The organism is Devosia sp. SD17-2 (assembly GCF_029201565.1).
Classification (GTDB): domain Bacteria; phylum Pseudomonadota; class Alphaproteobacteria; order Rhizobiales; family Devosiaceae; genus Devosia.
Genome location: NZ_CP104002.1, coordinates 3,741,213 through 3,764,651 on the forward strand (window position 1 = coordinate 3,741,213; position 23,439 = coordinate 3,764,651).

The following is a 23,439-nucleotide window of genomic DNA, read 5'->3' on the forward strand; positions in this document are numbered from 1 at the left end:
GCAATCGATCCGAGCCTTCCTGTTTGGCAGGAAGGCCCAGGGGATTGATCTACAACGTCTGCCAAGTGGGAGCGATGGCAGTGCCGCGACCCAGGCCATAGCCGAAACGGATGTTCAGCATACCAAGGGGTTCGATCAGGCGGGCGGCGTCAAGGCCGCCGGTTTTTTCGACTGCAAAGCCAGAAGCTGCAACCAGCTTTTCAACCTCTGCGACGGCGGCCTCATCATTTCCGGCCAGAAAGACCGGAACCTTCGCCGTCTGGGTGGCAGGCAGATCGAAAACACTGGCAAAGACAGTGTTGTAGGCTTTGACCAGCTTGGCCGCCGGCGCAGCAGCTTGAAGCTCCTCAGCCGCCGAGGTCGTGTGACCGATGGCAAGACCCGAAAAATCAGGCTTAACCGGGTTGGAAATGTCCACCACGATCTTTCCGGCCAGAGCCGGGTGGGCAGCAACTTCCTTGGCAGCGTCATAAGGCAGGGCCAGAACGACGATCTCGGCTGCGTCAATGGCAGCGTCGATGTCGAGAACGGTCACACCGGCGGGGAGCGTGGCGGCAAAGCTGCGGACGGTATCGAGATTGCGCGAGGACAGAACGAGATCGGCTTTCCCAGCGAGCCGCTTGGCAAGTCCCTTGCCCATATTGCCCAAGCCGATGATTGCTGTGGTGGTCATTTGGAAAGTCCTTGGATTTCGATTGCGATGACCCTGATATGCATCCATTCCAGTCGTGCGTGAATTGCATGGGTTATCGGTTCTGAATTGCGTAATGGTATCGAATGGCCGATTTGGACGCTCTCCGCACCTTTATTGCCGCCGCGCGATTGGGCAGCTTTGCCGGTGCCGCCCGGCAGCTCAACCTCTCCCCCGCTATGGTAGGTCGTCGTATTCAGGGGCTGGAAGAACGGTATGGGCTCAAGCTGATCGAGCGAACCACCCGCAGCCAGCACCTGACCGAACAGGGTGGCCTATTCCTGGCGCGGGCCGAAGCGGTGCTGGATGCAGCCGAAGCCCTAGCCGAATGCAGTAGCGATACCGGCGCACTGACCGGGCGCATTCGCCTTAGCGCCCCCACCACGCTAGGCATTGCGCGCTTGCCAGCCATTGTGGCCCGGTTCAGTGCCGAACACCCGGGGGTCGTCGTGGAAATGAGCCTCGCCAATCGTCGTGTGGATCTCGTCGGCGAAGGCTACGATCTTGCCGTGCGCGTAGGCGAGCTTGCCACTTCCAGTCTCGTGGCGCGACGGATCGGCACTTACCGGTTTGTCTGCTGTGTTGTGCCAGATTTTCTCGCCCGGCATGGACCGCTGACGCACCCTACGCAATTGGCACAGGCGCGGTGTGTGCTTAATCTCAACTTTGCCCAGCGCAATCATTGGCAGTTTATTGGGAACGACGAGCACGTCCTGACGGTCGAGGTGGGTGGCGGCATCGAAACCGACAATGACGAGGCCCAGCGCCTGCTAGCACGGGATGGTGCGGGGATCGCCTACCTCCCCCGCGACATCGTTGTAGACGATTTGGCGGCGGGATCGCTGGTGCCGTTATTCGAGGATTGGAGTTTGCCGAGCATGCCTATCCACACGGTTCATGCATCGCGCAGCCTTGCGCCACGAAGGGTTCGGCTGCTTACCGAGGCGTTGTCGGTCGGTTTCCGGGGCACTTAGCCGACATTGATTTCACTGCGTTCAATAGCTTGCCCATTGCCCACATACCAACTGGCTTGAAGGCATATCGCCCGAATTCAGTGCAAGCGGTGACCTCAACCTAAGCCCATCTCTCGAAATCGGACGGGTGGCTTCCCACTTTTCTGCCATACGCGCAATGCGCGTGTGGCACCCAGAGAGCTATAGCCATCGGCTATAGCTCTCTGGCCTTGATCAAAGTGCCCGAGTGGCTATGACGCCTTCCTAACGCCTTGGTTCTACTGAACCTTTTTCGTGAAAAACGCGAGTTCTTGGCCTTTGATCCATTCGGCTGCATATCGCGGCATCGAAATGGCAATGGAGATGTTGATTGCGGCCACGGATCACAGAGGGGCACAAGCTGCTCGCCCACAACGTTCGGCGCTGGCGAGAATTGCGCGGGATCGACACAGATATGTTGGCGCGAGCCGTTGGTTGGCCGCTGGCGATGATCGAGGACATTGAGAGCGCCGAGCAGTTCGACCTCACCCTCAATGATATGGACCAGTTGGCCGAAGCCCTTGCGGTTCAGACCTTCGAGCTATTCGCACCACAGGGGCACCGCTGATGCGGCCTCGATTGAAACACCCCGAAGCGCCACGGCTGCTTGCCCGCAATGTATGGCACTATCGGGAACAGCGCAGGATGACCGCTAGAGCGTTGGCGGAACACCTCGATTGGTCGCTGTTGGAGATCGACAAGATCGAGAACGGCGACAAGTTCGATCTCAGCCTAGATGAACTTGAGCGTCTTTCTCTGGCTCTGCACGTTGACCCCGCCGATCTTCTAAAAAGAAATTTAGGCCATTAATCGGCGATCACGTACAGATTTTTTTGTCTATCTGCCCGTAAGATCATTAGGCGATGCAATTCGGTCCAAAGCGTCCAAAGCGATCAGCAATTCCGCCCTGATTTGTCTGACACTGACGCCAAGCATAAGTTGATCACGGCCTGAAAGGGTCAGAAAAGCATCCAGCACGGCGTCTGAATGATGAACCAATTGGGTCAGATGCGGCCCGCTTGGGCCATGTTCGCCAGCCATCCAGTTTGTGATGGTGCGTTCCCCCGCTCCCGTCCAGCGCATGATGGTCTTCACCGCTTGATGAGTGCCACCTAGCTCGGCCTTGAGCGCCGACGCGATGGTGGTGGCATAGATCGCCGCAGCGATATCAGCGCCGCCACTTCCACCGGAACTTATGCCAGTTTTCGGCAACATGTTTCCCGCCTCCTGTAGCTATAGTCAGGGCTTGCAGAGGTATTTTCTCGGAACTTTCCAACACTTCAGATCAATACATTCAAAGCACGCCCATTTCATGGCTGGATGAGGTGATGTCGGCAAATGGAGGCAGACATGCAGACGAAGCAATGCAAGCCGCACCGATCAGGGCGGCTGAATATGTTCGCATGTCTACAGAGCATCAGAAATACTCGACCGAAAATCAGTCCGACGCCATTCATGGCTATGCCGATCAACGCGGCATCACCATTGTCCGTACCTATATCGACGCTGGGCGCAGCGGCCTGAATATCGAAGGTCGATCCGGGTTGCGGCAGCTCATTGAGGACATTGAAGGTGGACGTGCGGATTATTCGGTGGTGCTGGTGTATGACATCAGCCGCTGGGGCCGCTTTCAGGATGCTGACGAAAGCGCGTTCTATGAGTATCGCTGCCGCCGTGCTGGTGTGCGCATAGAATATTGCGCTGAGCAATTCGAGAACGACGGCAGCATCGGTTCGGACGTGCAGAAGGTAGTGAAGCGCGGCATGGCCGCCGAATATAGCCGCGACCTCTCAGTGAAGGTCTTCGCCGGCCAATGTCGGCTAATCGAGATGGGCTACCGGCAGGGCGGCGCGGCGGGCTTTGGCTTGCGGCGCGAGTTGCGCGACGAGCGTGGTCGTCCCAAGGAACTGCTTGGGAGGCGCGAACACAAGAGCATTCAGACGGACCGGGTTGTGCTTGTGCCGGGACCTTCGGAAGAGGTAGCCATTGTTCGATGGATTTATCAACGCTTTGTCGAGGACCGGCGCGATGAAAGCGAGATTGCCGCCGAACTCAACAATCGCGGCGTGCCGACCGATCTGGGCCGTGCCTGGACGCGCGGGACGGTGCATCAGATTCTCATCAACGAAAAATACATCGGCAACAATGTCTGGAACCGGGTTTCTTTCAAGCTGAAGAAACGCCGCGTCGTCAACGACGCCGCGATGTGGGTCCGCTCGGAGGGCGCGTTCCAGGCGATTGTTGATCCGACGATATTCGATGCCGCCCGTGAAATCATCCAAGCCAGATCCCGTCATCTTTCAAACGACGAAATGCTGGCCATTCTTCACGGCCTGTTTGAGAAGACGGGATTGCTCTCGGGGCTAATTATCGACGAAGCGGAAGGTTGCCCGTCGAGCACAGCCTATCAGCACCGGTTCGGTGGGCTGCTCAAGGCCTATGCCCTGGTCGGTTTCACCCCGGATCGCGATTACGGCTACATCGAAGTCAACCGGAAGCTGCGCCGAATGCACCCCGATGTTGTTGCCGAAACCATCGAGGGCTTACGGCGTGCTGGCGGCGCTGTCGTTAAAGACCCGCTCACGGAAATACTTACCATCAATCATGAGTTCACGGCGTCGCTCACCGTGGTTCGGTGTTTTCAGACATCCGCCGGATCGCTGCGCTGGAAAATCCGATTGGATCGCGGCCTGCTGCCCGACATAACGATTGCCGTTCGCATGGACCGGGAAAACCGGCAGGCACGGGATTATCTTCTCCTGCCATCCTTCGACATGGATGAGCATGTCCTGCGCCTCGGAGAGGATAACGGCATCTGGCTCGATGCCTACCGGTTCGATACGCTATCGCCGCTCTTCGAGCTGGCGGAGCGGATACCGCTGCGTGAGGTCGCCTGATGGACGAAGAAATTGCGGTAAGCCAGGTCGAACTTATTCCGGTTGATGACGTCACGGTGCTGAACCCCCGCGTGCGAAACCAGAAAGTGTTCCAGGAAATTGTGGCTAGCATTGCCGATGTCGGCCTGAAACGGCCGATCACGGTGACGCGGCGGGATGGCCCTAACGGTCCTCGATACGACCTTGTTTGCGGACAAGGCCGTTTGGAGGCATTTCAGCAACTTGGACAACGGGAAATTCCCGCCTTTGTCATCGACGCCGATCCGAAGACCTGTCTGGTCAAGAGCCTCGTCGAGAATTGCGCCCGACGGCAGCACCGAGCACTCGATCTGGTGCACGATATCAGCAGATTGAAAAAGCAGGGTTATTCGGACGCGGAAGTCGCGCGTAAAATCGGCCGATCGCATGAATATGTCCGCGGTGTCGCAAGATTACTTCAGCAGGATGAGCAGCGCCTGCTCAGAGCCGTAGAGGCCGGACAGATACCGGTCAGCGTTGCCGTTGATATTTCCAGCGCGGACGATGAAGGCATGCAGGAGGCACTTCAGCATGCCTACGAAAACAACACGCTGCGTGGGCGCAAGCTGCTGGTGGCCAAACGCCTGGTCGAGAGCCGCCGTCGCCGAGGGAAGGGTCTGAGCAACGCTCCCACCGCCAAATCGCGCCTGTCATCGGATGCGCTGGTCAAGGCCTATCAGGAAGATACGGATCGCAAGCGACTGCTGATCCGCAAGGCGGACGCGACGCGTAATCGTCTGATATTCATCTCTCACGCCATGCGCGAGTTGTTGCACGATGATGAGTTTGCCGACCTGTTGAAGGCGGAGGGGTTGGATACGGTTCCCAAGAAGCTGGCGGTTCGGATGGAGCGGCAGGAGCTGTCGCGGTGAACAAGATCGACAAACCGCAGCCCGTCACCATCGCCTTCGAGCGCGAGACTCGGAATATCCCGACCGCAGACATCACGCCACTTCGCCTGGTGACGGACGCTATGATGAAGTCCCAGAAATACGAGCAAATCCGCGCATCGGTGCTGGTCGGCGGGCTCGTGGAATTACCAGTGGTGGCGCAGGACCGCAGCGAGCACGGCAAGTATCTTCTGCTCGATGGCCATCTGCGGTTGGCCGCACTTCACGAGATGGGCGCGACGGAGGTTGAATGTCTGATCGCCACCGACGACGAAGCCTATACCTACAATAAGCGCATCAACCGGCTGGCTATTATCCAAGAACACCAAATGATCTTGAACGCTGTTGAACGCGGCGTGCCGGAAGAGGTCATTGCCAAGGTGCTCAACGTCAATGTGGCCAATATCCGGATGAAGCGCCGGCTTCTCACCGGCATCTGCTCTGAGGCAGTCGAATTGCTCAAAGATAAGCATGTTCCGATGAATGCGTTTACCGAGTTGCGCAAAATGAAACCGCTACGCCAGATCGAGGCGGCGCAGCTCATGGTCGCCATGAACAAATATTCTATTGCCTACGCCAAATCGCTGGTCGGCGCGACGCCGCCTTCACAGCTTGTCGAGGGCGCCGGGCCGAAGAATGTCCGTGGCCTGACGGATGAGCAAATCGCGCTGATGGAGCAGGAATCGGAAAAGCTCGACCGAGAGTTCCGACTGCTAGAAGAAACCTATGGCGATGATCATCTCGAACTGGTGATAGCCACGGGCTACGTGAAGCGCCTAATCGAGAATGCGCGGGTGGTCCGTCACATGGCCCAGCACTACCCGGAGTTGCTTATGGAGTTTCAGAAAATTACGGAGCCCAACTCGGTCTCCGGGTAGAGCTTTACGATAGGGTTGGCTCTTGAAGCTTTACCGCCTGCTTCGATCAGGAGGAGATGCCCACCATCATGCGCAGCCATGCAGTCAATCGGCCACGGCTGCCTAATGGTGTTGCTATTCTCGGCATCGAGATAATTCCGGCGGGAATTGTTTGGTCAGCCAGGTAATTGTTCACTTGCGCCACAGCACGGCGCAGCAGAGCACAAATTTCTATATGGGCAGGATCAGTGGCCAGATCGGCAATCTCGGCCACGAGATTATCGCCCAGAACCATGATGACCTCGCTCGAAACCACACGCTGCTTGGCGCGCATCGAGGTCAAGTAGCTCGGGGATTTTCCCAGCAACCGTTCGGAAAACTCGCTCTTGGATCGAATAATCCCCGCCTCGTGAAGCTGCCCGTAAAGTAATTCCAGAAACTCGATCCCCAGCATCATTTTCGCTGACCCTCCCGCCATAAATACAATTGAGCAGCAGGCCGGAAACGGCTGCTGCAACCGTATTTAGCGGTTCGGGCGATGATGGAGGATTTCGCGATGACAAGGCAGCAGGAGAAGGCGGAGACCTACCGCTATATGCAAGAGGCCAAGATACGCGATCTATATATGGCCTATGCGGACCAGTTCCCCGATTACTTTCTGACCCTGGCCAGCAAATGCAACATACCATACTCGGAATTTGTGCGGCGGGTGCGTGAGTTTCACCATCACCTGGACCGCAAGCTGCTGCATCGGCCGCCACAAGGCAAACCGCTGGCATTGCGGACCGACGGCATTATGTTCCTTGAGCAAATCACGACCCACATCCATGGGCATGCCATGGTGCGGTTCGCGGGTAATGAAACGACAGCCACGCTGCGAGAGCACTGCGCCGCTATATGGGCCAAGCTCTGCCCCGGTGGCACCATCGATCTGCAAGAGCAGTATGATGCCAACCTCTCCGGTTACGTCACCAAGGAGATGACGGCTTGGGGGTACGACGACCTCCGGCAAACCATTTTGTTTCGAGACCTTATCGGCAGTTGAGCCGATCCCGTCCCGATGCGGTCAGCCTGTGCCACGCGCGGCTGACATTGCGGGGACCGGCATAGCAGTTACAGAGCGCGCCTTTGATCCTTCAGAGCCGCGCAATTGAATTGCTATGACAGACTGAAACAAACACTCCCACTCACACAGCCTGACACATCAACATACTCAGACATCACAACGGCAAGAACCACAGGCACTGAGTTAATCCCCACTCCGTTCTTCTAAGAAGAAACTAAATTAACCATAAATTCATACCTAGTGCATGCCGGTTCAAGAAACCGGCATTTTTCGTCTTGACCCAAACTTAAGGGCATGATTAGTGGTAGGTGATCGCGAAAAGCCGTACGCCTGCATAGCAGGCCCTTGCTTATCGCAATCACTGAGGTCGTGGGGTGAAAGACCCTGGCGTCGTAGGCCGCACGTACCACCAAGCACATCGCTGTGTGTTTGTCCGACTAGCTCATGGTGAGCCAGTTGGAGTGATTGCTATTGCAAGGAATTGCGACATGAGTATTTCGCTCGAAGCTAACATCATCCCTGAAACTGCTACCGCCGATGTCGCATCTGACCGCATGGTGTCCGTGACCGACCGCGTGCAGGTCGAACCCTCAAACCCTTCTGGACTTGCGGCTTCCAATGTCGATGCCATCAGCGTGGCAGATATTGCGGGGTTGGACGAAGACGCCAAGGCCCAGATCAACGACGCGTGGACTGCACTGCGGCTGAAGGCTGGCTCCGATGCCACGCGTGGGATGTTGCTGGGAGATGCGGGTACCCAAAGCGGCATCGCCACGTTGGCGCTCCAGATGGCGATATTCCCCGATAACGATTGGACACAGGAGGCCGCCGATATCGGTGTGGATACCGATAAGATCAAATCTAAGCACCTTGCCGCGATGGCGGTCGCTGGGACCTTCGGCCTCAAGCCTTATTCTGAGGACAAGAAAGTTTCCAAGCAGCACGGCCAATATCTGGATCGCTGGTCCTTGGCTGTAGAGGGTCTGACAAACCTGATCCTGGCCCTGCCCCCGGAGAAGTTCGCGAAGATCACTGCCGATGGAAACGGCATCAAGGCGGTTGAAAAGCTTTTGGAGAAAGCTGGCGGTATCAATGCGCTCGCGGCCAAGCAGCGCAAGTCCAATCGCCAAACGCCCGACGAACGCGAGAGTTGGATTGAACTTCCGGCTGCCAATGTCAGCGCGCTCTTGGAGGAGCGTGGCCGACAAGCTCTGTTGGCGGGCTTTGAAGGAGTAGGCACGCCAATTGTTACAATCGCGCTGGAAGTTAAAGTGGCAGGCAAGGTGGTTTCCTTGCCTACCATGCTTGATCCCTTCGGCCCCTTACTATCAGAAGCCTTGCAGTCGATTGCACCAGTGGATCCGCTAGTGGACACCCTCGGGGAGCTTCTTCAAGCCGGGATGATGGTTGAGGAACGCAAGACCAACATTGCCGTCAACGGTCTTGAAGATCCTTCCGACCGGAGAACCAAGAAGCGACTTGCGTCTCGGCACTTTGTGCTGAGGCCTGATGGCACAATCCTGATATCGCCGATCTTGAACCCGGACAGCTTGGTCGTGGTGGTTAATACCCATCAGCCGATCCTCACCGACTGGCCGAAGAAGCTTCACCACTTTCAGACTTATGGTCGACGGAAGGCAGAGGCCAATATCGTGGACCGTGAGCGCCGCAAGCTGTTCGATGTGCGGATTGATGGACCCGGCGACACACTTGGTCATTCTCGCGTCGTGCTGACGACCAACGCGGCGGAAGACGAAGCCAGGCAGGATGTGGGCTTCCTTGTTGAACCCTTACGTTCTGAGCCAGGCAATTTGCCACTGGATGTCCGGAACAAGGACTTCAAACCCCAACTGCAGTTCGCGTTGGACGAGAACGCTCGCCGGTTGCTTGCCGTCGTCTCCGAGGGCTTGAAGTCGGCGGGGGGCAAGGCGGTAACGATAAACTTCGATGGCACGCATGCTAAGTTCAGCACGTCGGACCAAGCGCTTAAGCTCGTGGCGAAGTCCGCGAAGGCTGGGGTAGTGAAAATTCGGTCGGCGGATTTGCACGCTCTTGTGGCTGCCGTTGCTATGCTTCCCGTTCAGGGCGACATGATCATTGCTACAGATTTTGATGGCGCTGTTCGGATCGACCTTGCCACGAAGCGGGCCGACTACGCGGTCTACATTCCAGCGCTGTTGGGGGACGACAAGCTGTCCAGCAAGTGCTTCACGTCCATGACGCTGGACTGACAGTGCAGGCGGGCCACGCGGGCCCGCCTCCTTCTAGATCCCTTTCCCAAGAAGAACCATCATGCTCAATATCTCGGCCAATCCCGAGCACGCTCTCTTTTTGCCTGCACCCAATTTCAACTTTGCCAACGCCGTCATGAACCCCGCCCCAAGGCCGTTGCCCGGTGGGCTGACTATGGCGGATCTTAACTTTCTGCAATCGACCAGCAGCCTCTTCACGTATGAGGCGGTGCTCTATAGCGCAGCGTTTGGGGTGGGCCAATTGAACCCCACAATGATAACGACCCGCGACAGATTAAGCACGACCGTGGTGGGTGACAGTGGAGGTTTCTCCGTTATCGGCGGCAGCATCAAAACACCCCATAAGATCTTCCGGGTTCAGGTGCTGCAATGGCAGGAGCGCAACTGCGATGTTGGCATAGTTCTTGATGTACCGACACGCAGCCTCAATGTTCAGGGCAGCGGCTATACCCAGTTCGACCAATGCCTGAACCAGACCGAGCAGAACACCCAGTACGCCATCAGCAACCGAAGTCGCGCCGACATGATCATCTGCAATGTCATGCAGGGGCGCGACCATGCCGAGGCTGACGCTTGGTTCAAGCGTATGTCACCGTATCAGCGGCACCTTGAGGGCATCGCCCTGGCTGGCGACACCAAGCAGGATATGTGGTTTTGGAACGACCGGCTGATCCAGATGCGCGACGCCGGCTTGTTGGATCGGCTCCAGTGGATACACGTGCTCGGCACTGCCCAGCCGGGGTTCGGCGTGATGCTAACGGGTTTGCAGAAGGCTATGCGAAAGCACCTCAAGCGCCCAATTCGCATAAGCTACGATAGTGCGCGGGCGTTTCGCAATGTGCAGGCCAACCACATCATCACGCGAGGTCTGCGTGAAACGGGTCGTGACTTTTCGCTGTGGCCCTACCAGTTTTCCAAGAGCGCCAGTGCCCTCGATAGGTCCAAGCCGTTTCCATTTCCAAGCCCACTTGGTGATCTTTGCACCTATGGGGATTTCAACCCCGGCAATCCCAACCGCCTCGGCGGCTGGGACGCCACTGGACTGATGATGCTGTCGAACCATGAGGTCTACAAGGAGGTGCAAGCCATTGCCGAAGCCAACCGCTTGGCCGACGCCGAGGTCACGGTCGGAGGCGGCACACCATGGCATGTTAGGCGGTCGTGGGAGGCATTTGACTTGATCTGGGGCACGAGCCGGCCAGACGTACACCTCAAGAAGTATCGTCAGTTTCTGACGCACTACGCGAGTACACTCAACGGCACCGACGACGAGCGTTGACGTTCTTCTAAGAAGAAACCGGGGCAGCGATTATAGCAATTCGACCGCTGCCCGCATCATGTCATCGCGGACGTCGATATAGCGCTGGGTCGTAGTCAGGTTCTGATGCCCAGCCAAGGTCATGATCACTTTTGGGGACACCCCCGAGTGTGCCAGCTGGGTAATGAACCAGCGGCGTCCTGAGTGCGAAGACGCCCCGTCAAGACCCGCCTCACGATAGAGCTGACCCATTAGCTGACAAAGCGTGTTCGAGGAGAATGCCGTCCGTTTCTGCGTGAGCAGCAGCGGCGCTTCCGGCTTCCGTTGGGCAAATCCTGGGACGGCATCGCGGTAGCGGACGATCTCTCGGCGCAGGCGTTCGCTCAGGAACACGACACGCTCATGTCCACCCTTGGCGATGCTGGCGCGAACTCGAAGCTGCTCGCGCACCTCACCGCTGGCCTCGAACACGTCTCGCAGGATTAGCCCGGCGATTTCTCCAACACGCAATCCGGCCAGATGCGACAGGAACAGCGCGAACCGATCTCGGGCAGCATGTTTGCGCTGTCCCACCACTGCCAGCAGACGTTTGAATTCGGGATCGGTGAGCACTCGGGCTTGGCGCATGGGAACCTCATGAAAGGCCGGGATTGGCTACTTTTCATGATGTTTCCATTGTCGCTGCCGCGCGACCAAAGACTTCAAATACCCCGCAAGCCCAAGGATTGCGGGCGTCTGGGGTGGTTTCGAGAACCTAATAAAACATACATTCTATGAGGTTTCGTTCTCGGTCGGCGATGCGGCCTCCCTGGTTCGCCAGGACGCGATTTGTTCCCGAAAGGGCTGCATGCGCCAGTAGGCTCTCTTGGCAAGGTCGATCTCGTAAGTCAGGCTCTTACGTATCTCGGCATGGATGTGGATAGCATTCCGGGCCTCGTAGAACTCGATCAGTTCGTCTCTCAGCCATGTTTCCACCAAGCCCAGCGAACAGGCGCATTCGGCCTTTCTGTCAAATCGAACCTTGGTTTCGTCGGTTCTCCCCACACCCTCATAGGTAGGGATGATCTTCCGGCCTTCGTGCTCCAGATGCTTTTCAAGCACGGACAGGCTAGCTCTGGGAATTGAGATTTCCTTCTTGGTCGGAAACTCAGTGAGAGCAACTACTGCCGGCTCCTCAGCAAGGTCGGTGAACAATATGGAATGGAGGGCCGCCTCGTAAATCGACGCGTAGGACATCACTTGGATACGGATCTGTGCGCGCAGCAGCCAATCCTTGGCTTCCAGGCCCTCCAGCAACTTGTAGACGTACCTGGCCGAAATGAACTCTTCGCCCAGGCGCTTTGCCAGTTTTCGGTCCGTTAGGAACTCAAAGTAATCCGTATGCCACGCTTCGTCCTTGATATGCCCACTGGCGTAGTCGTGCACGGCTTCTCTAGTGCTGGCATCGAAAGCCATTCGTCCCTTCCTCCGCACGCCGATAAACTGCTTGTGCCGACACCTATAGCCAAAGCGGCAACAACTTTCCTACAAACGTTTTCAGATAAGTGTTTTGGCTGAGCGATTTACGCTTCCTGCCGGGAGGGCTAATTGATCGGAAAAGAAGCGACCGCGCGGATCAAGATCAACAAGCTGCTGGAAGAAGTCGGATGGCGGTTTTTCGCTGATACCAACGGACCAGCAAACGTCGTCCTTGAGCCGAACGTGAAGGTAGCTCATGCCGACATCGACGCGCTTGGCGCCGACTTCGAGAAGTTGACGGACGGCTTCATCGACTTCCTACTACTGGATCGGGATGGAAAGCCGCTGATTGTTCTGGAAGCGAAATCGGAGGGTAAAAACCCGCTTGTTGGCAAAGAGCAGGCCCGCAAATATGCCCGCTCTCAAAATGCCAGGTTCGTTATCCTTAGCAACGGCAATATTCACTACCTCTGGGACCTGGAGCAGGGTAACCCGGTAGTGATCTCGAAATTCCCCGGGCCAAGCGAGATCAAAAATCACTACGCATTTGAACCCAGCGCAGAGCGGTTATCCTCAGAGCCGGTAGACCGCGACTTTATCGTGCTTACCCAAATGCCGGGTTACGCCAGCGAAGCCGCATGGAAGAATGAGCAGGAGCGCCCCCCATTCATCGAGAAGGCGAAGCTGCGCTTTCTACGCGACTATCAAAAGCGCGCCGTCATGCGCGTGCAGGAAGCTGTGAAGCAGGGCTCAACCCGCTTTCTATTCGAAATGGCTACTGGCACCGGCAAAACCCTGACTTCAGCTGCTGTGATCAAGCTGTTCCTGAAGACACGAAATGCGAAGCGCGTCCTATTCCTGGTTGATCGGCTGGAGCTAGAGGTTCAGGCCGACAAAGCCTTCAAGGAACTGCTAAAAAACGACTTCACGTCCATCATATACAAAGAGCAGCGCGACGATTGGCGCAAAGCGGATATCGTAGTGACCACGGTGCAGTCGCTGCTCTTTAATGACAAGTACCGTCGCTTTTTCGCGCCCACTGATTTCGACCTCGTCATATCAGACGAAGCCCATCGCTCGATTGGCGGCAACGCGCGGGCGGTCTTCGAGTACTTTATCGGCTATAAGCTCGGGTTGACCGCCACACCCAAAGATTTTTTGAAGCAATCGAAATCGCCCCAATCCGTCCGCGATCCTCGCGAGACCGAGCGCCGGATGATGCTCGACACTTACCGCACCTTCGGATGTGACACCGGTGAGCCAACCTTCCGATATTCGCTGCTGGATGGCGTAAAAGACGGCTTCCTCATCAACCCTTATGTTGTCGATGCCCGAACCTCTGTGACCACCCAGCTCCTGTCGGATCAAGGTTTCGTCCTGGATGTTACAGATGACGATGGAAACACTGGCCAGGAAACATTTGCCGTCAGAGATTTCGAGAAGCGTTTTTTCGCTGAGGCAACCAATGGGGCATTCTGCCAAACCTTGCTGAGGAACGGTTTGCGTGACCCAATTTCGGGCGAGTTCGGCAAGACCATCGTATTTGCCGTGAGCCAGAACCACGCCGCCAAAATTGCCCAAACGCTCAACGAAATGGCCGAACAGCTTTGGCCTGGCAAGTATCAGTCAGACTTTGCAATACAGGTCACTAGCGAAGTTTCAGACGCCCAGCGCATGACGATCAATTTCGCCAACAACAATCTCGGCGGACACAGTGCATTCGCGTCGGACTATCGCACCAGCAAGGCACGTGTTTGTGTCACCGTGGGCATGATGACTACTGGCTACGACTGCCCGGACATTCTCAATCTGGCACTTATGCGGCCAATTTTTTCGCCATCTGATTTTGTGCAAATGAAGGGGAGGGGAACACGGGGGCACAACTTTGCTGACCAGGTGTTTGACCCGGCGAAAAAAGCGTCGCTCGGCCGGGTGGCCAAGAAGGAGTTTCGCCTCTTCGACTTCTTCGCCAACTGCGAGTATTTCGAAGAGAAGTTTCAATATGATGAGGAGCTGACGCTCCCCAAAATCGCCGCAGCGCCTTTGGAAATTGGCGGTGGTGATGGCGGCCTTCCCGCCGTTCGCAGCACCTTTGAGTTCACCGAGCCGGATCAGGTCGTTTATCAGTTCGAGCAGCAGGTTGGTGCGCAAGGGATGCGCATTGATCGCGAGCTTTTCCAGAAGTTCGAGCAGATTGCCCGGTCTGATCAGGAATTGTCCGACCTTGTAGAAAAGCAGAACTGGGACGCCGCAGCGCGTCGCGTGATCGAGGAGCTATTCGACAAGCCAAACGACTACTTCAATCTCGAACGGTTGCGTCAAGCTGCGGGTGTGGACCGTCGCATATCCATAAGAGAGCTGCTGGAGAAGGCTTTCGGGCATATCTCGAAATTCAAGTCGAAAGACGAGCTAATCGAAGACGAGTTCCGCAAATTCGTACTCGACCAAAAGCCCGAAGAAGCAGACCGCCTTAGGCAAATTCGCTATTTCTTCGAGGCATATATCCGCGATCCCAAAGTGCGAGCATTGATCGATGCAGGTCATTTTGGCGACCTGAACGTCAACCCAACCTTCACGACCCGCGACCTAAAGGAAGTGCCTGTGCCATGGCGTAAGCGCATCCCCGAATACATCAAGGACTATGTGTCCCTGAACCCCTTCTTATGACGAAAGACTAATATGCTCGACACCGACACAAAACGTCGCATCGACACTTGCCGCGATATTCTGGTCGGTAAGGTTCCTGACCCCAAGAGCCAGGTCGAGCAGATTACCATCGCTCTCATTTACAAGTTCATGGATGACATGGACCTTGAGGCCGAAGAGCTGGGAGGCGAACGGCGTTTTTTCACCAAAGAGTACGAGCGTTACCGCTGGGCGAGACTGGTGGCCCCGGGTGTGTCCGGACAGGACATGCTCAACACATATGCTGAAGCCCTCACCAACATGGTGCAGAACGAGGGGCTGCCTAAGCTTTTTCGTGACATTTTTCGCAATGCCTATTTGCCCTACCGCGACCCTGAAACCCTGCGCGCCTTCCTACGCGAGATCGACACGTTCAACTACGACCACAGCGAACGGCTTGGTGACGCCTTTGAATATCTCCTATCGGTGCTGGGCAGCCAGGGCGATGCAGGCCAGTTCCGCACGCCGCGCCATATCATCGACTTCATGGTTGAAATCATCGACCCCAAGAAGAACGAGGTAATCATGGACCCGGCCTGTGGCACGGCGGGGTTCCTGATCTCAGCTTACAAGCACATCCTAAAAAAGAACTCGACCGGGGTGACAAACAACGCCGGCACCGGCACTGAGGGTGACGCTGCTGAGCAGGCGCTGGAAAGCCCAATGCGCTACTCCGGCGACCTGCTTGCGCCCGAAGACCGCGCCCGCCTAGCCCGCAACATCAAGGGCTATGACATCTCGCCCGACATGGTGCGCCTGTCGCTCGTCAACCTCTACCTGCATGGCTTCGCCGACCCGAAGATCGAGGAATACGACACCCTGACCAGCGAAGACAAATGGACCGAGATGGCCGATGTCATCCTCGCCAACCCGCCCTTCATGTCGCCGAAAGGCGGGATAAAGCCGCACACCCGTTTTCAGGTGCAGTCGAAGCGCAGTGAAGTCCTGTTTGTCGATTACATCGCCGAACACCTGACGCCGAATGGTCGCGCCGCCATCGTCGTGCCCGAGGGGATCATCTTCCAAAGCCAGAGCGCCTATGTGGCCCTGCGCAAAATGCTGGTGGAAAACCACCTTGCCGCAGTCATCTCGCTGCCCGCTGGCGTCTTTAACCCGTATTCCGGCGTGAAGACCTCGATCCTGATTTTTGATCGGGCTGCTGCCAAAGCCAGCAGGTATGTCGCCTTTTTCAAGATCGAGAATGATGGCTTCGCCCTTGGCGCACAGCGCAAGGCGGTGAAGGGGTCGCAACTGTTGCAGGTTAAGACTGAGCTTGGGGCGTGGTTGCATGCCGCCCGGTCAGGCGGCGGTGAGGGCCTGGAAAGCAATCTTGGCTTTGCGGTTCAGCGAGCCGATCTTGCCATAGGCGGCAATTACAACCTAAGCGGCGAACGCTACAAACCAGAAACCAAGGAAGAGCACGACATCCCGCGCGTCCGCATCGGTGAAGTGTGCACGATCAACCCGCCCAAGAAGCACCTTCAGGACTTGCCCCCTGAAACCGAGGTTTCCTTTGTGCCAATGGCGGACCTAAACGAATGGCGCATTGGTTTCGAAGCAAAGGAGAGCAAGACGCTGGGGGAGGTGGGCGCAAGCTACACCTTTTTCGCCGACGGTGACGTTCTGCTTGCTAAGGTCACGCCCTGTTTCGAGAACGGCAAGGCAGGCATCGCGCGGAACCTTCGCAACGGGGTAGGCTTCGGATCAAGCGAGTTCTACGTGCTTCGCCCCGGCGAAGACGTGCTTGGCGAATGGGTCTATCGGTGCATCACGCACGAGGCTTTCCGAGCCAAAGCCGTCCCTCAGATGACAGGCACCGGAGGCCTGCAACGGGTCCCAAGAGCGTTTGTGGAAGGCTTCGAAATCCCCCTCCCGGCGCTTGAGGTGCAGCGCGAGATTATGGCCGAGGTCGACGGCTATCAGCGCGTCATCGACGGTGCCCGTACCGTTGTAGACAACTACCGCCCCCACATCCCAGTTGATCCTGACTGGCCGATGACGACAATTGAAGAATTGGCAGAGGTCGTCAGAGGTTCATCGCCGCGACCTCAAGGCGACCCAACTTTTTTTGGGGGACCTGTCCCGCGCCTTATGGTGGCTGACATCACCCGCGATGGAATGCACGTCACTCCTCGAATTGATAGCCTAACTGAACTGGGCGCGATCAAGAGCCGACCGATGAAAAAGGGCGAAGTGGTCATGGCCGTCAGCGGCAATCCGGGGCTCACCGCGATCTTGGCAGAGGACTGCTGCATTCACGACGGCTTTGTAGGTTTCCGCAGTTTGTCTTCAGAAATCCACCCGAGCTTCCTATATTTTTGGCTTATGGCGCAACACGAACAGAACGGTGGGCAGTCGGTTGGATCAATCTTCAGGAACTTGACAACCTCGCAAGTGAAAGAATTCAAGGTTCCTCTTCCACCGTTAGACCTTCAGCAAGCCCTCGTCGCCGAAATCGAAGCCGAGCAAGCCCTCGTGGGCGGCAACCGCGACTTGATCGTCCGCTTCGAGAAAAAGATCAACGCCGCCATCGCCCGTGTCTGGGGGGCAGCCAAATCCGAGGGTGAGACCTGATGGAGGAAGCGCTGGAGCTGGCAGAGTACCTGCCGCGGTCTTTCGCGAATGCCAATGAACAAGCTTATCTCGACTTCGTTTGGTCGGCATTTCAGACCAACTACGACGACGGGCGGTATGAGTTTGCCAGCCTTGCCTTCCACCTGCTTTACATGAGCTTTGTCAGCTTTTCGATTTGGCAGATCAGGTTGGCCAGACCAGAGCAGTTTGCCATGGCTATGGTTGGCTTCGACAAACACGAAAGCCGGTTGGTGTCCTGCGAAACGCCCTTTGAATTCTACGAAAGCCTCAAAGAGAGCCAGATATTTCGTTTTCTCAAGTTGATTGGGTGCACCAATCAACAAGTAGGTGAATTTGCGAAATTCGTCAGGCGTAGAAATAAGATTGCCCACCCCACCGGCAACGTCTTCTTCAATGATCGAGCAGCTATTGATGCTGAAATAGCGGAAATGATGAAAGAGGTTCGGAACATTGAGCAGCATATGCAGCCGGTGATTTCTGAGCTGTATCGTCGTTTCATCGAAACCAGCGCCGACATCGAAGAGCGCGAGTACACTGATCCCAAGGATGAGATAACGGCAAATCTCATCCACGCCAGCTACATGTCTGCCGCCGACATAGCGTTTTGTCGACGATTCGACCTGTCTCCATTGTCGGCTCACGACCTCTACGATGAGATGATCGTCCTTAAAGAAGCGCTGACCGAACTCTACCCTGCTGAAGATGCGGAGTTAGCTGCATGACTTCTCTATACGGGATTGTCGGAAATCAGCTCGTCCCCGCTAAACGTCGAGCCCTCACCAAAGAGAGTTTGATTGAGGATTGGCTCGCCACCGACCCCACGCTTGCCGGGCTCGACGCCATGATCATCGGGCGACAGGTGCCGACCGACCACGGGAAGTTCATTGATCTGCTGGCCATTGACCCCACAGGTGCGCTCATAATCATCGAGCTTAAAAAAGACCGAACCCCTCGCGAGATCGTCGCCCAGGTTCTGGACTACGCTTCATGGGTCCGCACGCTCACCACTCCCGAAATTTATGAACGCGCGGAGAAATATCTCAATCAGCGGCTAGCGACGGCGTTCCGAGAGAAATTCGGTGAAGCGATACCGGATCAATTGAATGCAAGCCATTCCATGTTGATCGTTGCTAGCGAGCTAGACCCGGCATCTAAGCGCATCGTGGAATACCTGTCCGAGGAGCACGGTGTTGCAATCAACACCGTGTTTTTCAACGTCTTCGAGGCGAATGGTCAAGAATGGTTGACCACCGACTTTTTGCTCGACCAGGAGGAAGTTGAGGAGCGTTCAGAGCGCAAAGTTCGAGCGCCATGGTCCGGCTATTGGTTCGCCAATGCTGGGCTGAACGAAAATCGGTCATGGGAGGACTATCGCAAATACGGCTTCATCGCCGCTGGGGGCGGAGACTTCTACTCCAAGCGGCTCGATCAGCTCAGCGTAGGGGACGAGGTGTTCGTCTTCGACAAGGGCAATGGCTACATAGGCTACGGTATTGTTACGGCCGAAAAGACACCCGCCGTTGACTTTCAGACGCCCGAGGGGCCTCTCCTACAGCAACCCCTGCTAGGGCAGAACCTGGGCCGGCATGCGGACAACGCGGAACTTGCTGAATACGTTGTGGGTATCGATTGGAAACAAACGGCCGATCGGAACCATGGCAAGTGGTTCAAGGGCGCGTTCGCCAACCAAAACATTGTCTGCAAATTACGCGATCAGGCAACCGTGGATTTCCTAAAGTCAGAATTTGGACTTGAGTAGTTAGCTTCACAACACCGGATCGAAGCTGCCTTCCAGCCTGCTCGCTACATCATCAGGCACCACATCCGAATAGTACATCTCGATCATTTTGACCGAGGTTCGCATGTTGATGGCCAGCGTGTAGATGTCCGTGCCCTTGCGAAGTTGGTTCGTCGCATAGGTGTGCCGGAAGCTGTAAGCCGTTCGCACGCGACCAAAGGCGTCAGCCTTCAAACCAGTGGCCTCTAGGAGGCTGTTGAGGCTCTTCTTGTAACTTTGAGCGCGCCCGCCATCGAGGTTCACAAAAACGGCGTCAGTGGGGCCCGGATCGCGGCCAAACTGGGACTTGAATGCATCCCAGAGCGCGATGAACCCTCCCAGGGCCTCAACGTTTGGAACGAGCCGTTGCGGTGCTTTGCCCTTCCCGTAGGCTACAATACGAATACGACCATCCTTGATGGCCGTCTTTCGGGCAACCTCAAGGCCCTCGACATTGGACCAGGACAGGTTGTGCAACTCCGTCGGTCGCATTCCTGTGTGGATGGCTATCTGCACAAACCCCCAAAGCATCACGCGCTCGAAACGTGTTTTTGCATCCACCATCCGCTGGGGCTCGTCGGGTTTCCCGACAAACGCGATACGGTTCATCGCTTCGGTCAGCAAAGTGGCGACTTCCGCCTCAGTGAACGAAGGACGCTTGTTCTTGGGAGCGGTGGCCAATTCCGGTGCAGGGATATCAGCCGCTTTAATGTAGCCAAGCGTGACCGCCTGTTTGAATACATTCCGTAGGGTTACGGCCTCGCGCCGGAGTGTGGATAGTGCCGGCTCGATATGCTGAACCGGCCGAGAAAACTGCTTCCCATCTCGCTCGTATTTGATCGCGTATTCGTCCTTACCTGGACCGGTGGTCCAGTACTGGCGACGCCACTCCACGAACTCCTGCACTTTGGCGTGGGTTATCGAAGTGATCGTCTTTTTCCCGAAATATGGGACCAGATAGCGGTCGATGATACCCCTATCGTGAAAGTACTTGGTATCCTGTTTCGGGTCAGTAGCCCTGAGCCTGTCGAGCCGATCCAGGTATTGCTGGGCGAGTTTGCTGAAGGAGGTTTTCCCCTGCAAAACTCCTGCTTCAGCTGACCAAACCGACTTCTGGTACTCTCGCTCGGCTAGCACGCGCGCTAGCTCGAAGTCTGGCGTCTTCAGGCCGATCCGCTTTTGGCCGTGGCCAGCGATAGAAAAACGCATCCACCAGTTTGGGCTGTCCTTACGCTGGAACAGTTCGTAAGGGCGTTTGTCGATGGCATTCATGCTGGCACCCTTCGACTTTATGCGGTGTGTCGATGTGCTAGGGCCGTGCTAACACGGGCACAAGCTACCCGCTAAGTCCTTGAAAAATATGAACGGGGAACTGGCGTGTTACCCGCGTGCTAGCGGTAAAGCCGATGGCTCAAACTCGCAACCGAAGGGGTAAGTAACTGAAATGTTTAGGAAAACTGGTGCTGCCGGACAGGATTGAACTGTCGGCCTCTCCCTTACCAAGGGAGTGCTCTACCACTGAGCTACGGCAGCATCTGATTTGGCGCCGGGGAAGGTTCCTCTCGGCGACAGGCAGCCTAGTGCCATAGGGTTTATCTCGACGCAAGCATAAAAAACGCCTATCAACAGCGCCTGTGAATCACCGGTAGCCAGGAAGGCAATGAGCAAGTCAAACGAAGCCCTGTTGCGTGAGCAAAGATTGGCCGCAAAGCTTCGCGAGAACCTCAAGCGCCGCAAGGATCAGGCTCGGGCGCGCGCTGCCCGGGATGATGCACCGGCTCCTGAATCGGACACGGTCAAGAAACCGTAAACCATTTTCAGGCGAACTGAGACGTCACATATTCGCATGAGCGCGGCTGGTCTGGCTTACGTGGCACAGAAGACCTCGCCTACCTCCCTACAGGTAGAAGGCTCCACAGGGGCCGGTTCAGAGGAACCATTTAATGGATCGTATACGTTTGGTCGGCGGCAATGCGCTTAACGGCGACATTATCATTTCAGGCGCCAAAAACGCCGCGCTGCCACTGATGATCGCTTCGCTGCTGACAGATGAGCCTCTCGTGCTCACCAATGTGCCACGCCTTGCCGACGTCAAGCAGCTGGAACGCATTCTCGAAAATCACGGCGTCGATATCGCCGTGCATGGTCGCCGCCGCGGCGAACAGGAAGGTGGCGGACAGCGCATGACCTTCCACGCCGCCGATATCGTCGACACCACCGCGCCCTATGAGCTTGTCTCCAAGATGCGCGCCAGCTTCTGGGTCATCGGGCCGCTGCTCGCCCGCTGCCACGAAGCCCGCGTTTCCCTGCCGGGCGGCTGCGCCATCGGCACGCGCCCGGTTGATCTCTTCCTGTTTGGCTTGAAGGCGCTGGGCGCCGAGATCGATATCGACGAAGGCTATGTCGTCGCCCGCGCCCCCAAGGGTGGGCTGGTTGGCGCCCATATCGTCTTCCCCAAAGTGTCGGTCGGCGCGACCCACACCATCCTCATGGCAGCGGTTCTCGCCAAGGGCACGACGACAATCGAGAATGCGGCGCAGGAGCCGGAAATCACCAATGTCGCCGAATGCCTCGTGGCCATGGGCGCCAAGATTTCGGGCATCGGCACGCGCACGCTGATCGTCGAAGGCGTGGAAAAACTCCATGGCGCGACTGTGGAAGTGATTCCCGACCGCATCGAAACCGGCACTTTTGCCATGGCTGCGGCCATGACCGGTGGCGATGTGCTGCTGCGCGGCGCACGTCCCGAGCATCTGCAGTCCGCACTGGATATCCTGGCGCAGACCGGCGTTGAGCTGACGACCGAGGCCGATGGCCTGCGCGTCCGGCGCAATGGCAACGGCATCCTGCCGGTGGATGTGGAAACCGATCCGTTTCCGGGCTTCCCCACCGATCTTCAGGCCCAGTTCATGGCGCTGATGACGATGAGCTCGGGCACGAGCCACATCCGCGAGACGATTTTCGAGAACCGCTACATGCATGTGGCAGAGCTCGTTCGCTTCGGCGCCGATATTTCGGTGGATGGCCAGCTCGCCACCATCACCGGCAAGCCGCAGCTCAAGGGCGCCCAGGTGATGGCAACCGATCTGCGTGCTTCGGTGTCCCTGGTCATCGCCGGCCTTGCCGCCAAGGGCGAGACGATCGTCAACCGCATCTATCACCTCGATCGCGGTTTCGAGCGGCTGGAAGAAAAGCTCTCCAATTGCGGCGCCGAAATCGAGCGCCTCGCTGGCTAGTGCGCGGCCTTTGACAAAATCGCTCCGGTGGAGCGATTTTAGCGCACTAGGCCCGAAGAGCTGTGCTCGAAGGGCGGGCCGCCATCCAAAGGGCGAAGCCCGAATCAAAAATCCGGCCGGGGCGCAAACGCCCCCGCCATTGCCCGGACTTCCCTGAACTTGTAGTTTTATCCCGGCGTGACCAGATAAAGGTCAGAACAATTTCCAGGGCCTATTCATGACCGATCTCAAGCTCCTTGCCCTCGATGACGAAGATCTCGCCGTCATTTCTGCCCATGTGCAGGATGCCGTGGTGAGGGTTGTCGACATGGGCTATGCGCGTCGCGACCGGCGCTTCGCCCTGCTGATGAACCGCTACGACTGGACCAGCACAGCGCCGCGCAGCAAGGGTCTGCGCAAACGGGCAGGCCTGCATTTCGACCGGGTCGAACATGTCGCCTTTGCCGGCTTTGATCCCAATGCGCCCGAAGGCGTGCTGGAGTTGCTGGCCATCACTTTCGCCCCCGGCGCCGATGGCGTTTCGGGCGTAGTGGAACTAACCTTTGCGGGGGGCGGCACGGTGCGCCTTCAGGTCGAATGCCTTGAAGCACGGCTGGGCGATCTCGGGGCCGTCTGGGCTGCCGCCGCCAAACCGGCACACGCGCTGGACTGATGTCGCTTCGGCCGGCGCCCCAATGGCGCTGGCCTTTTTTCTTTTCGCAAAGCTGCGCTTTCGGCACGACGCAGACATGCACTGTGCACGCGGCGGAGTTGCGCATGCGCGCGAC

Annotated in this window: 22 protein-coding genes and 1 tRNA gene; 16 read left to right on the top strand and 7 right to left on the bottom strand. The window is 57.0% G+C overall.

Annotation, left to right across the window (positions count from 1 at the left end):
- Window positions 1-49: 49 nt before the first annotated feature.
- A complete protein-coding gene (locus NYQ88_RS18425) occupies window positions 50-673 on the bottom strand; it encodes an NAD(P)-binding domain-containing protein (protein ID WP_275652541.1) in 624 nt (207 codons plus the stop codon).
- A 104-nt stretch (window positions 674-777) separates the two neighbouring features.
- Here NYQ88_RS18425 and NYQ88_RS18430 point away from each other — a divergent pair, with 104 nt between their 5' ends.
- The 3 genes from NYQ88_RS18430 to NYQ88_RS18440 all read left to right on the top strand — a co-directional run bounded on the left by NYQ88_RS18430 (window position 778) and on the right by NYQ88_RS18440 (window position 2,493).
- Window positions 778-1,665: a LysR family transcriptional regulator gene (locus NYQ88_RS18430; RefSeq protein WP_275652542.1), complete on the top strand. Its 888-nt coding sequence runs from the start codon at window positions 778-780 to the stop codon at window positions 1,663-1,665.
- A gap of 433 nt (window positions 1,666-2,098) precedes the next feature.
- Window positions 2,099-2,251 (top strand): hypothetical protein, encoded by a 153-nt coding sequence (locus tag NYQ88_RS20805; RefSeq protein ID WP_345774600.1) that lies wholly within the window; start codon window positions 2,099-2,101, stop codon window positions 2,249-2,251.
- A gap of 11 nt (window positions 2,252-2,262) precedes the next feature.
- Window positions 2,263-2,493, top strand: coding sequence for a helix-turn-helix transcriptional regulator (locus NYQ88_RS18440; RefSeq protein WP_275652544.1), 231 nt, complete (start codon window positions 2,263-2,265; stop codon window positions 2,491-2,493).
- Between the two features lie 27 nt (window positions 2,494-2,520).
- Here the strand turns inward: NYQ88_RS18440 and NYQ88_RS18445 are convergent, their stop codons facing one another.
- Window positions 2,521-2,898 carry a hypothetical protein gene (locus NYQ88_RS18445; protein ID WP_275652545.1) on the bottom strand — a complete coding sequence of 126 codons (378 nt, stop codon included), beginning with the start codon at window positions 2,896-2,898 and terminating at the stop codon, window positions 2,521-2,523.
- Between the two features lie 149 nt (window positions 2,899-3,047).
- Between NYQ88_RS18445 and NYQ88_RS18450 the strand changes: the two genes are divergently transcribed.
- The 3 genes from NYQ88_RS18450 to NYQ88_RS18460 are packed head-to-tail and all read left to right on the top strand — an operon-like array spanning window position 3,048 to window position 6,366.
- Window positions 3,048-4,580, top strand: a complete 1,533-nt coding sequence (locus NYQ88_RS18450; protein WP_275652546.1) for a recombinase family protein — start codon at window positions 3,048-3,050, stop codon at window positions 4,578-4,580.
- Window positions 4,580-5,470 (top strand): plasmid partitioning protein RepB C-terminal domain-containing protein, encoded by an 891-nt coding sequence (locus NYQ88_RS18455; protein WP_275652547.1) that lies wholly within the window; start codon window positions 4,580-4,582, stop codon window positions 5,468-5,470. Before NYQ88_RS18450 ends, NYQ88_RS18455 begins: the two co-directional genes overlap by 1 nt.
- Window positions 5,467-6,366 carry a plasmid partitioning protein RepB C-terminal domain-containing protein gene (locus NYQ88_RS18460; protein WP_275652548.1) on the top strand — a complete coding sequence of 300 codons (900 nt, stop codon included), beginning with the start codon at window positions 5,467-5,469 and terminating at the stop codon, window positions 6,364-6,366. The genes NYQ88_RS18455 and NYQ88_RS18460 overlap by 4 nt, the downstream gene beginning before the upstream one ends.
- A gap of 46 nt (window positions 6,367-6,412) precedes the next feature.
- Here the strand turns inward: NYQ88_RS18460 and NYQ88_RS18465 are convergent, their stop codons facing one another.
- A complete protein-coding gene (locus tag NYQ88_RS18465; protein ID WP_275652549.1) occupies window positions 6,413-6,802 on the bottom strand; it encodes a DUF6626 family protein in 390 nt (129 codons plus the stop codon).
- A gap of 81 nt (window positions 6,803-6,883) precedes the next feature.
- On the opposite strand from NYQ88_RS18465, the gene NYQ88_RS18470 reads away from it, so the two are divergent.
- From NYQ88_RS18470 to NYQ88_RS18480, 3 genes are all read left to right on the top strand, one after another.
- Entirely contained in the window at window positions 6,884-7,390 is a 507-nt protein-coding gene (locus NYQ88_RS18470) for a hypothetical protein (protein WP_275652550.1), read from the top strand.
- A gap of 509 nt (window positions 7,391-7,899) precedes the next feature.
- Window positions 7,900-9,642, top strand: a complete 1,743-nt coding sequence (locus NYQ88_RS18475; RefSeq protein WP_275652551.1) for a hypothetical protein — start codon at window positions 7,900-7,902, stop codon at window positions 9,640-9,642.
- A gap of 61 nt (window positions 9,643-9,703) precedes the next feature.
- Window positions 9,704-10,942 carry a hypothetical protein gene (locus tag NYQ88_RS18480; protein ID WP_275652552.1) on the top strand — a complete coding sequence of 413 codons (1,239 nt, stop codon included), beginning with the start codon at window positions 9,704-9,706 and terminating at the stop codon, window positions 10,940-10,942.
- A gap of 30 nt (window positions 10,943-10,972) precedes the next feature.
- On the opposite strand, the gene NYQ88_RS18485 is transcribed toward NYQ88_RS18480, so the two are convergent.
- Both NYQ88_RS18485 and NYQ88_RS18490 read right to left on the bottom strand, forming a co-directional pair.
- Window positions 10,973-11,548 (bottom strand): site-specific integrase, encoded by a 576-nt coding sequence (locus NYQ88_RS18485; RefSeq protein ID WP_275652553.1) that lies wholly within the window; start codon window positions 11,546-11,548, stop codon window positions 10,973-10,975.
- A gap of 144 nt (window positions 11,549-11,692) precedes the next feature.
- The gene (locus tag NYQ88_RS18490) at window positions 11,693-12,376 is read right to left on the bottom strand and encodes a hypothetical protein (RefSeq protein WP_275652554.1); all 684 of its coding nucleotides are present in this window, start codon (window positions 12,374-12,376) and stop codon (window positions 11,693-11,695) included.
- Between the two features lie 132 nt (window positions 12,377-12,508).
- On the opposite strand from NYQ88_RS18490, the gene NYQ88_RS18495 reads away from it, so the two are divergent.
- From NYQ88_RS18495 to NYQ88_RS18510, 4 genes are read left to right on the top strand one after another with little or no spacing between them, the layout of a single operon-like run.
- Window positions 12,509-15,046, top strand: a complete 2,538-nt coding sequence (locus tag NYQ88_RS18495) for a DEAD/DEAH box helicase family protein (RefSeq protein WP_275652555.1) — start codon at window positions 12,509-12,511, stop codon at window positions 15,044-15,046.
- Window positions 15,047-15,058: 12 nt separating this feature from the next.
- Complete coding sequence (locus tag NYQ88_RS18500) at window positions 15,059-17,638, top strand: N-6 DNA methylase (RefSeq protein WP_275652556.1); 2,580 nt, start codon at window positions 15,059-15,061, stop codon at window positions 17,636-17,638.
- Window positions 17,638-18,381 carry a hypothetical protein gene (locus tag NYQ88_RS18505; RefSeq protein ID WP_275652557.1) on the top strand — a complete coding sequence of 248 codons (744 nt, stop codon included), beginning with the start codon at window positions 17,638-17,640 and terminating at the stop codon, window positions 18,379-18,381. The genes NYQ88_RS18500 and NYQ88_RS18505 overlap by 1 nt, the downstream gene beginning before the upstream one ends.
- A complete protein-coding gene (locus NYQ88_RS18510) occupies window positions 18,378-19,418 on the top strand; it encodes a hypothetical protein (protein ID WP_275652558.1) in 1,041 nt (346 codons plus the stop codon). The genes NYQ88_RS18505 and NYQ88_RS18510 overlap by 4 nt, the downstream gene beginning before the upstream one ends.
- A gap of 6 nt (window positions 19,419-19,424) precedes the next feature.
- Here NYQ88_RS18510 and NYQ88_RS18515 read toward each other — a convergent pair whose 3' ends face one another.
- Complete coding sequence (locus NYQ88_RS18515; protein WP_275652559.1) at window positions 19,425-20,708, bottom strand: site-specific integrase; 1,284 nt, start codon at window positions 20,706-20,708, stop codon at window positions 19,425-19,427.
- Between the two features lie 186 nt (window positions 20,709-20,894).
- Window positions 20,895-20,969, bottom strand: a tRNA-Thr gene (locus NYQ88_RS18520).
- Window positions 20,970-21,096: 127 nt separating this feature from the next.
- Between NYQ88_RS18520 and NYQ88_RS18525 the strand changes: the two genes are divergently transcribed.
- From NYQ88_RS18525 to NYQ88_RS18535, 3 genes are all read left to right on the top strand, one after another.
- Window positions 21,097-21,246 carry a hypothetical protein gene (locus tag NYQ88_RS18525; protein ID WP_275652560.1) on the top strand — a complete coding sequence of 50 codons (150 nt, stop codon included), beginning with the start codon at window positions 21,097-21,099 and terminating at the stop codon, window positions 21,244-21,246.
- Window positions 21,247-21,379: 133 nt separating this feature from the next.
- Window positions 21,380-22,672: a UDP-N-acetylglucosamine 1-carboxyvinyltransferase gene (gene murA, locus NYQ88_RS18530; RefSeq protein WP_275652561.1), complete on the top strand. Its 1,293-nt coding sequence runs from the start codon at window positions 21,380-21,382 to the stop codon at window positions 22,670-22,672.
- Window positions 22,673-22,889: 217 nt separating this feature from the next.
- On the top strand, window positions 22,890-23,324 hold the full coding sequence (locus NYQ88_RS18535; protein ID WP_275652562.1) for a DUF2948 family protein: 435 nt from the start codon (window positions 22,890-22,892) through the stop codon (window positions 23,322-23,324).
- The last annotated feature ends 115 nt before the right edge of the window (window positions 23,325-23,439 follow it).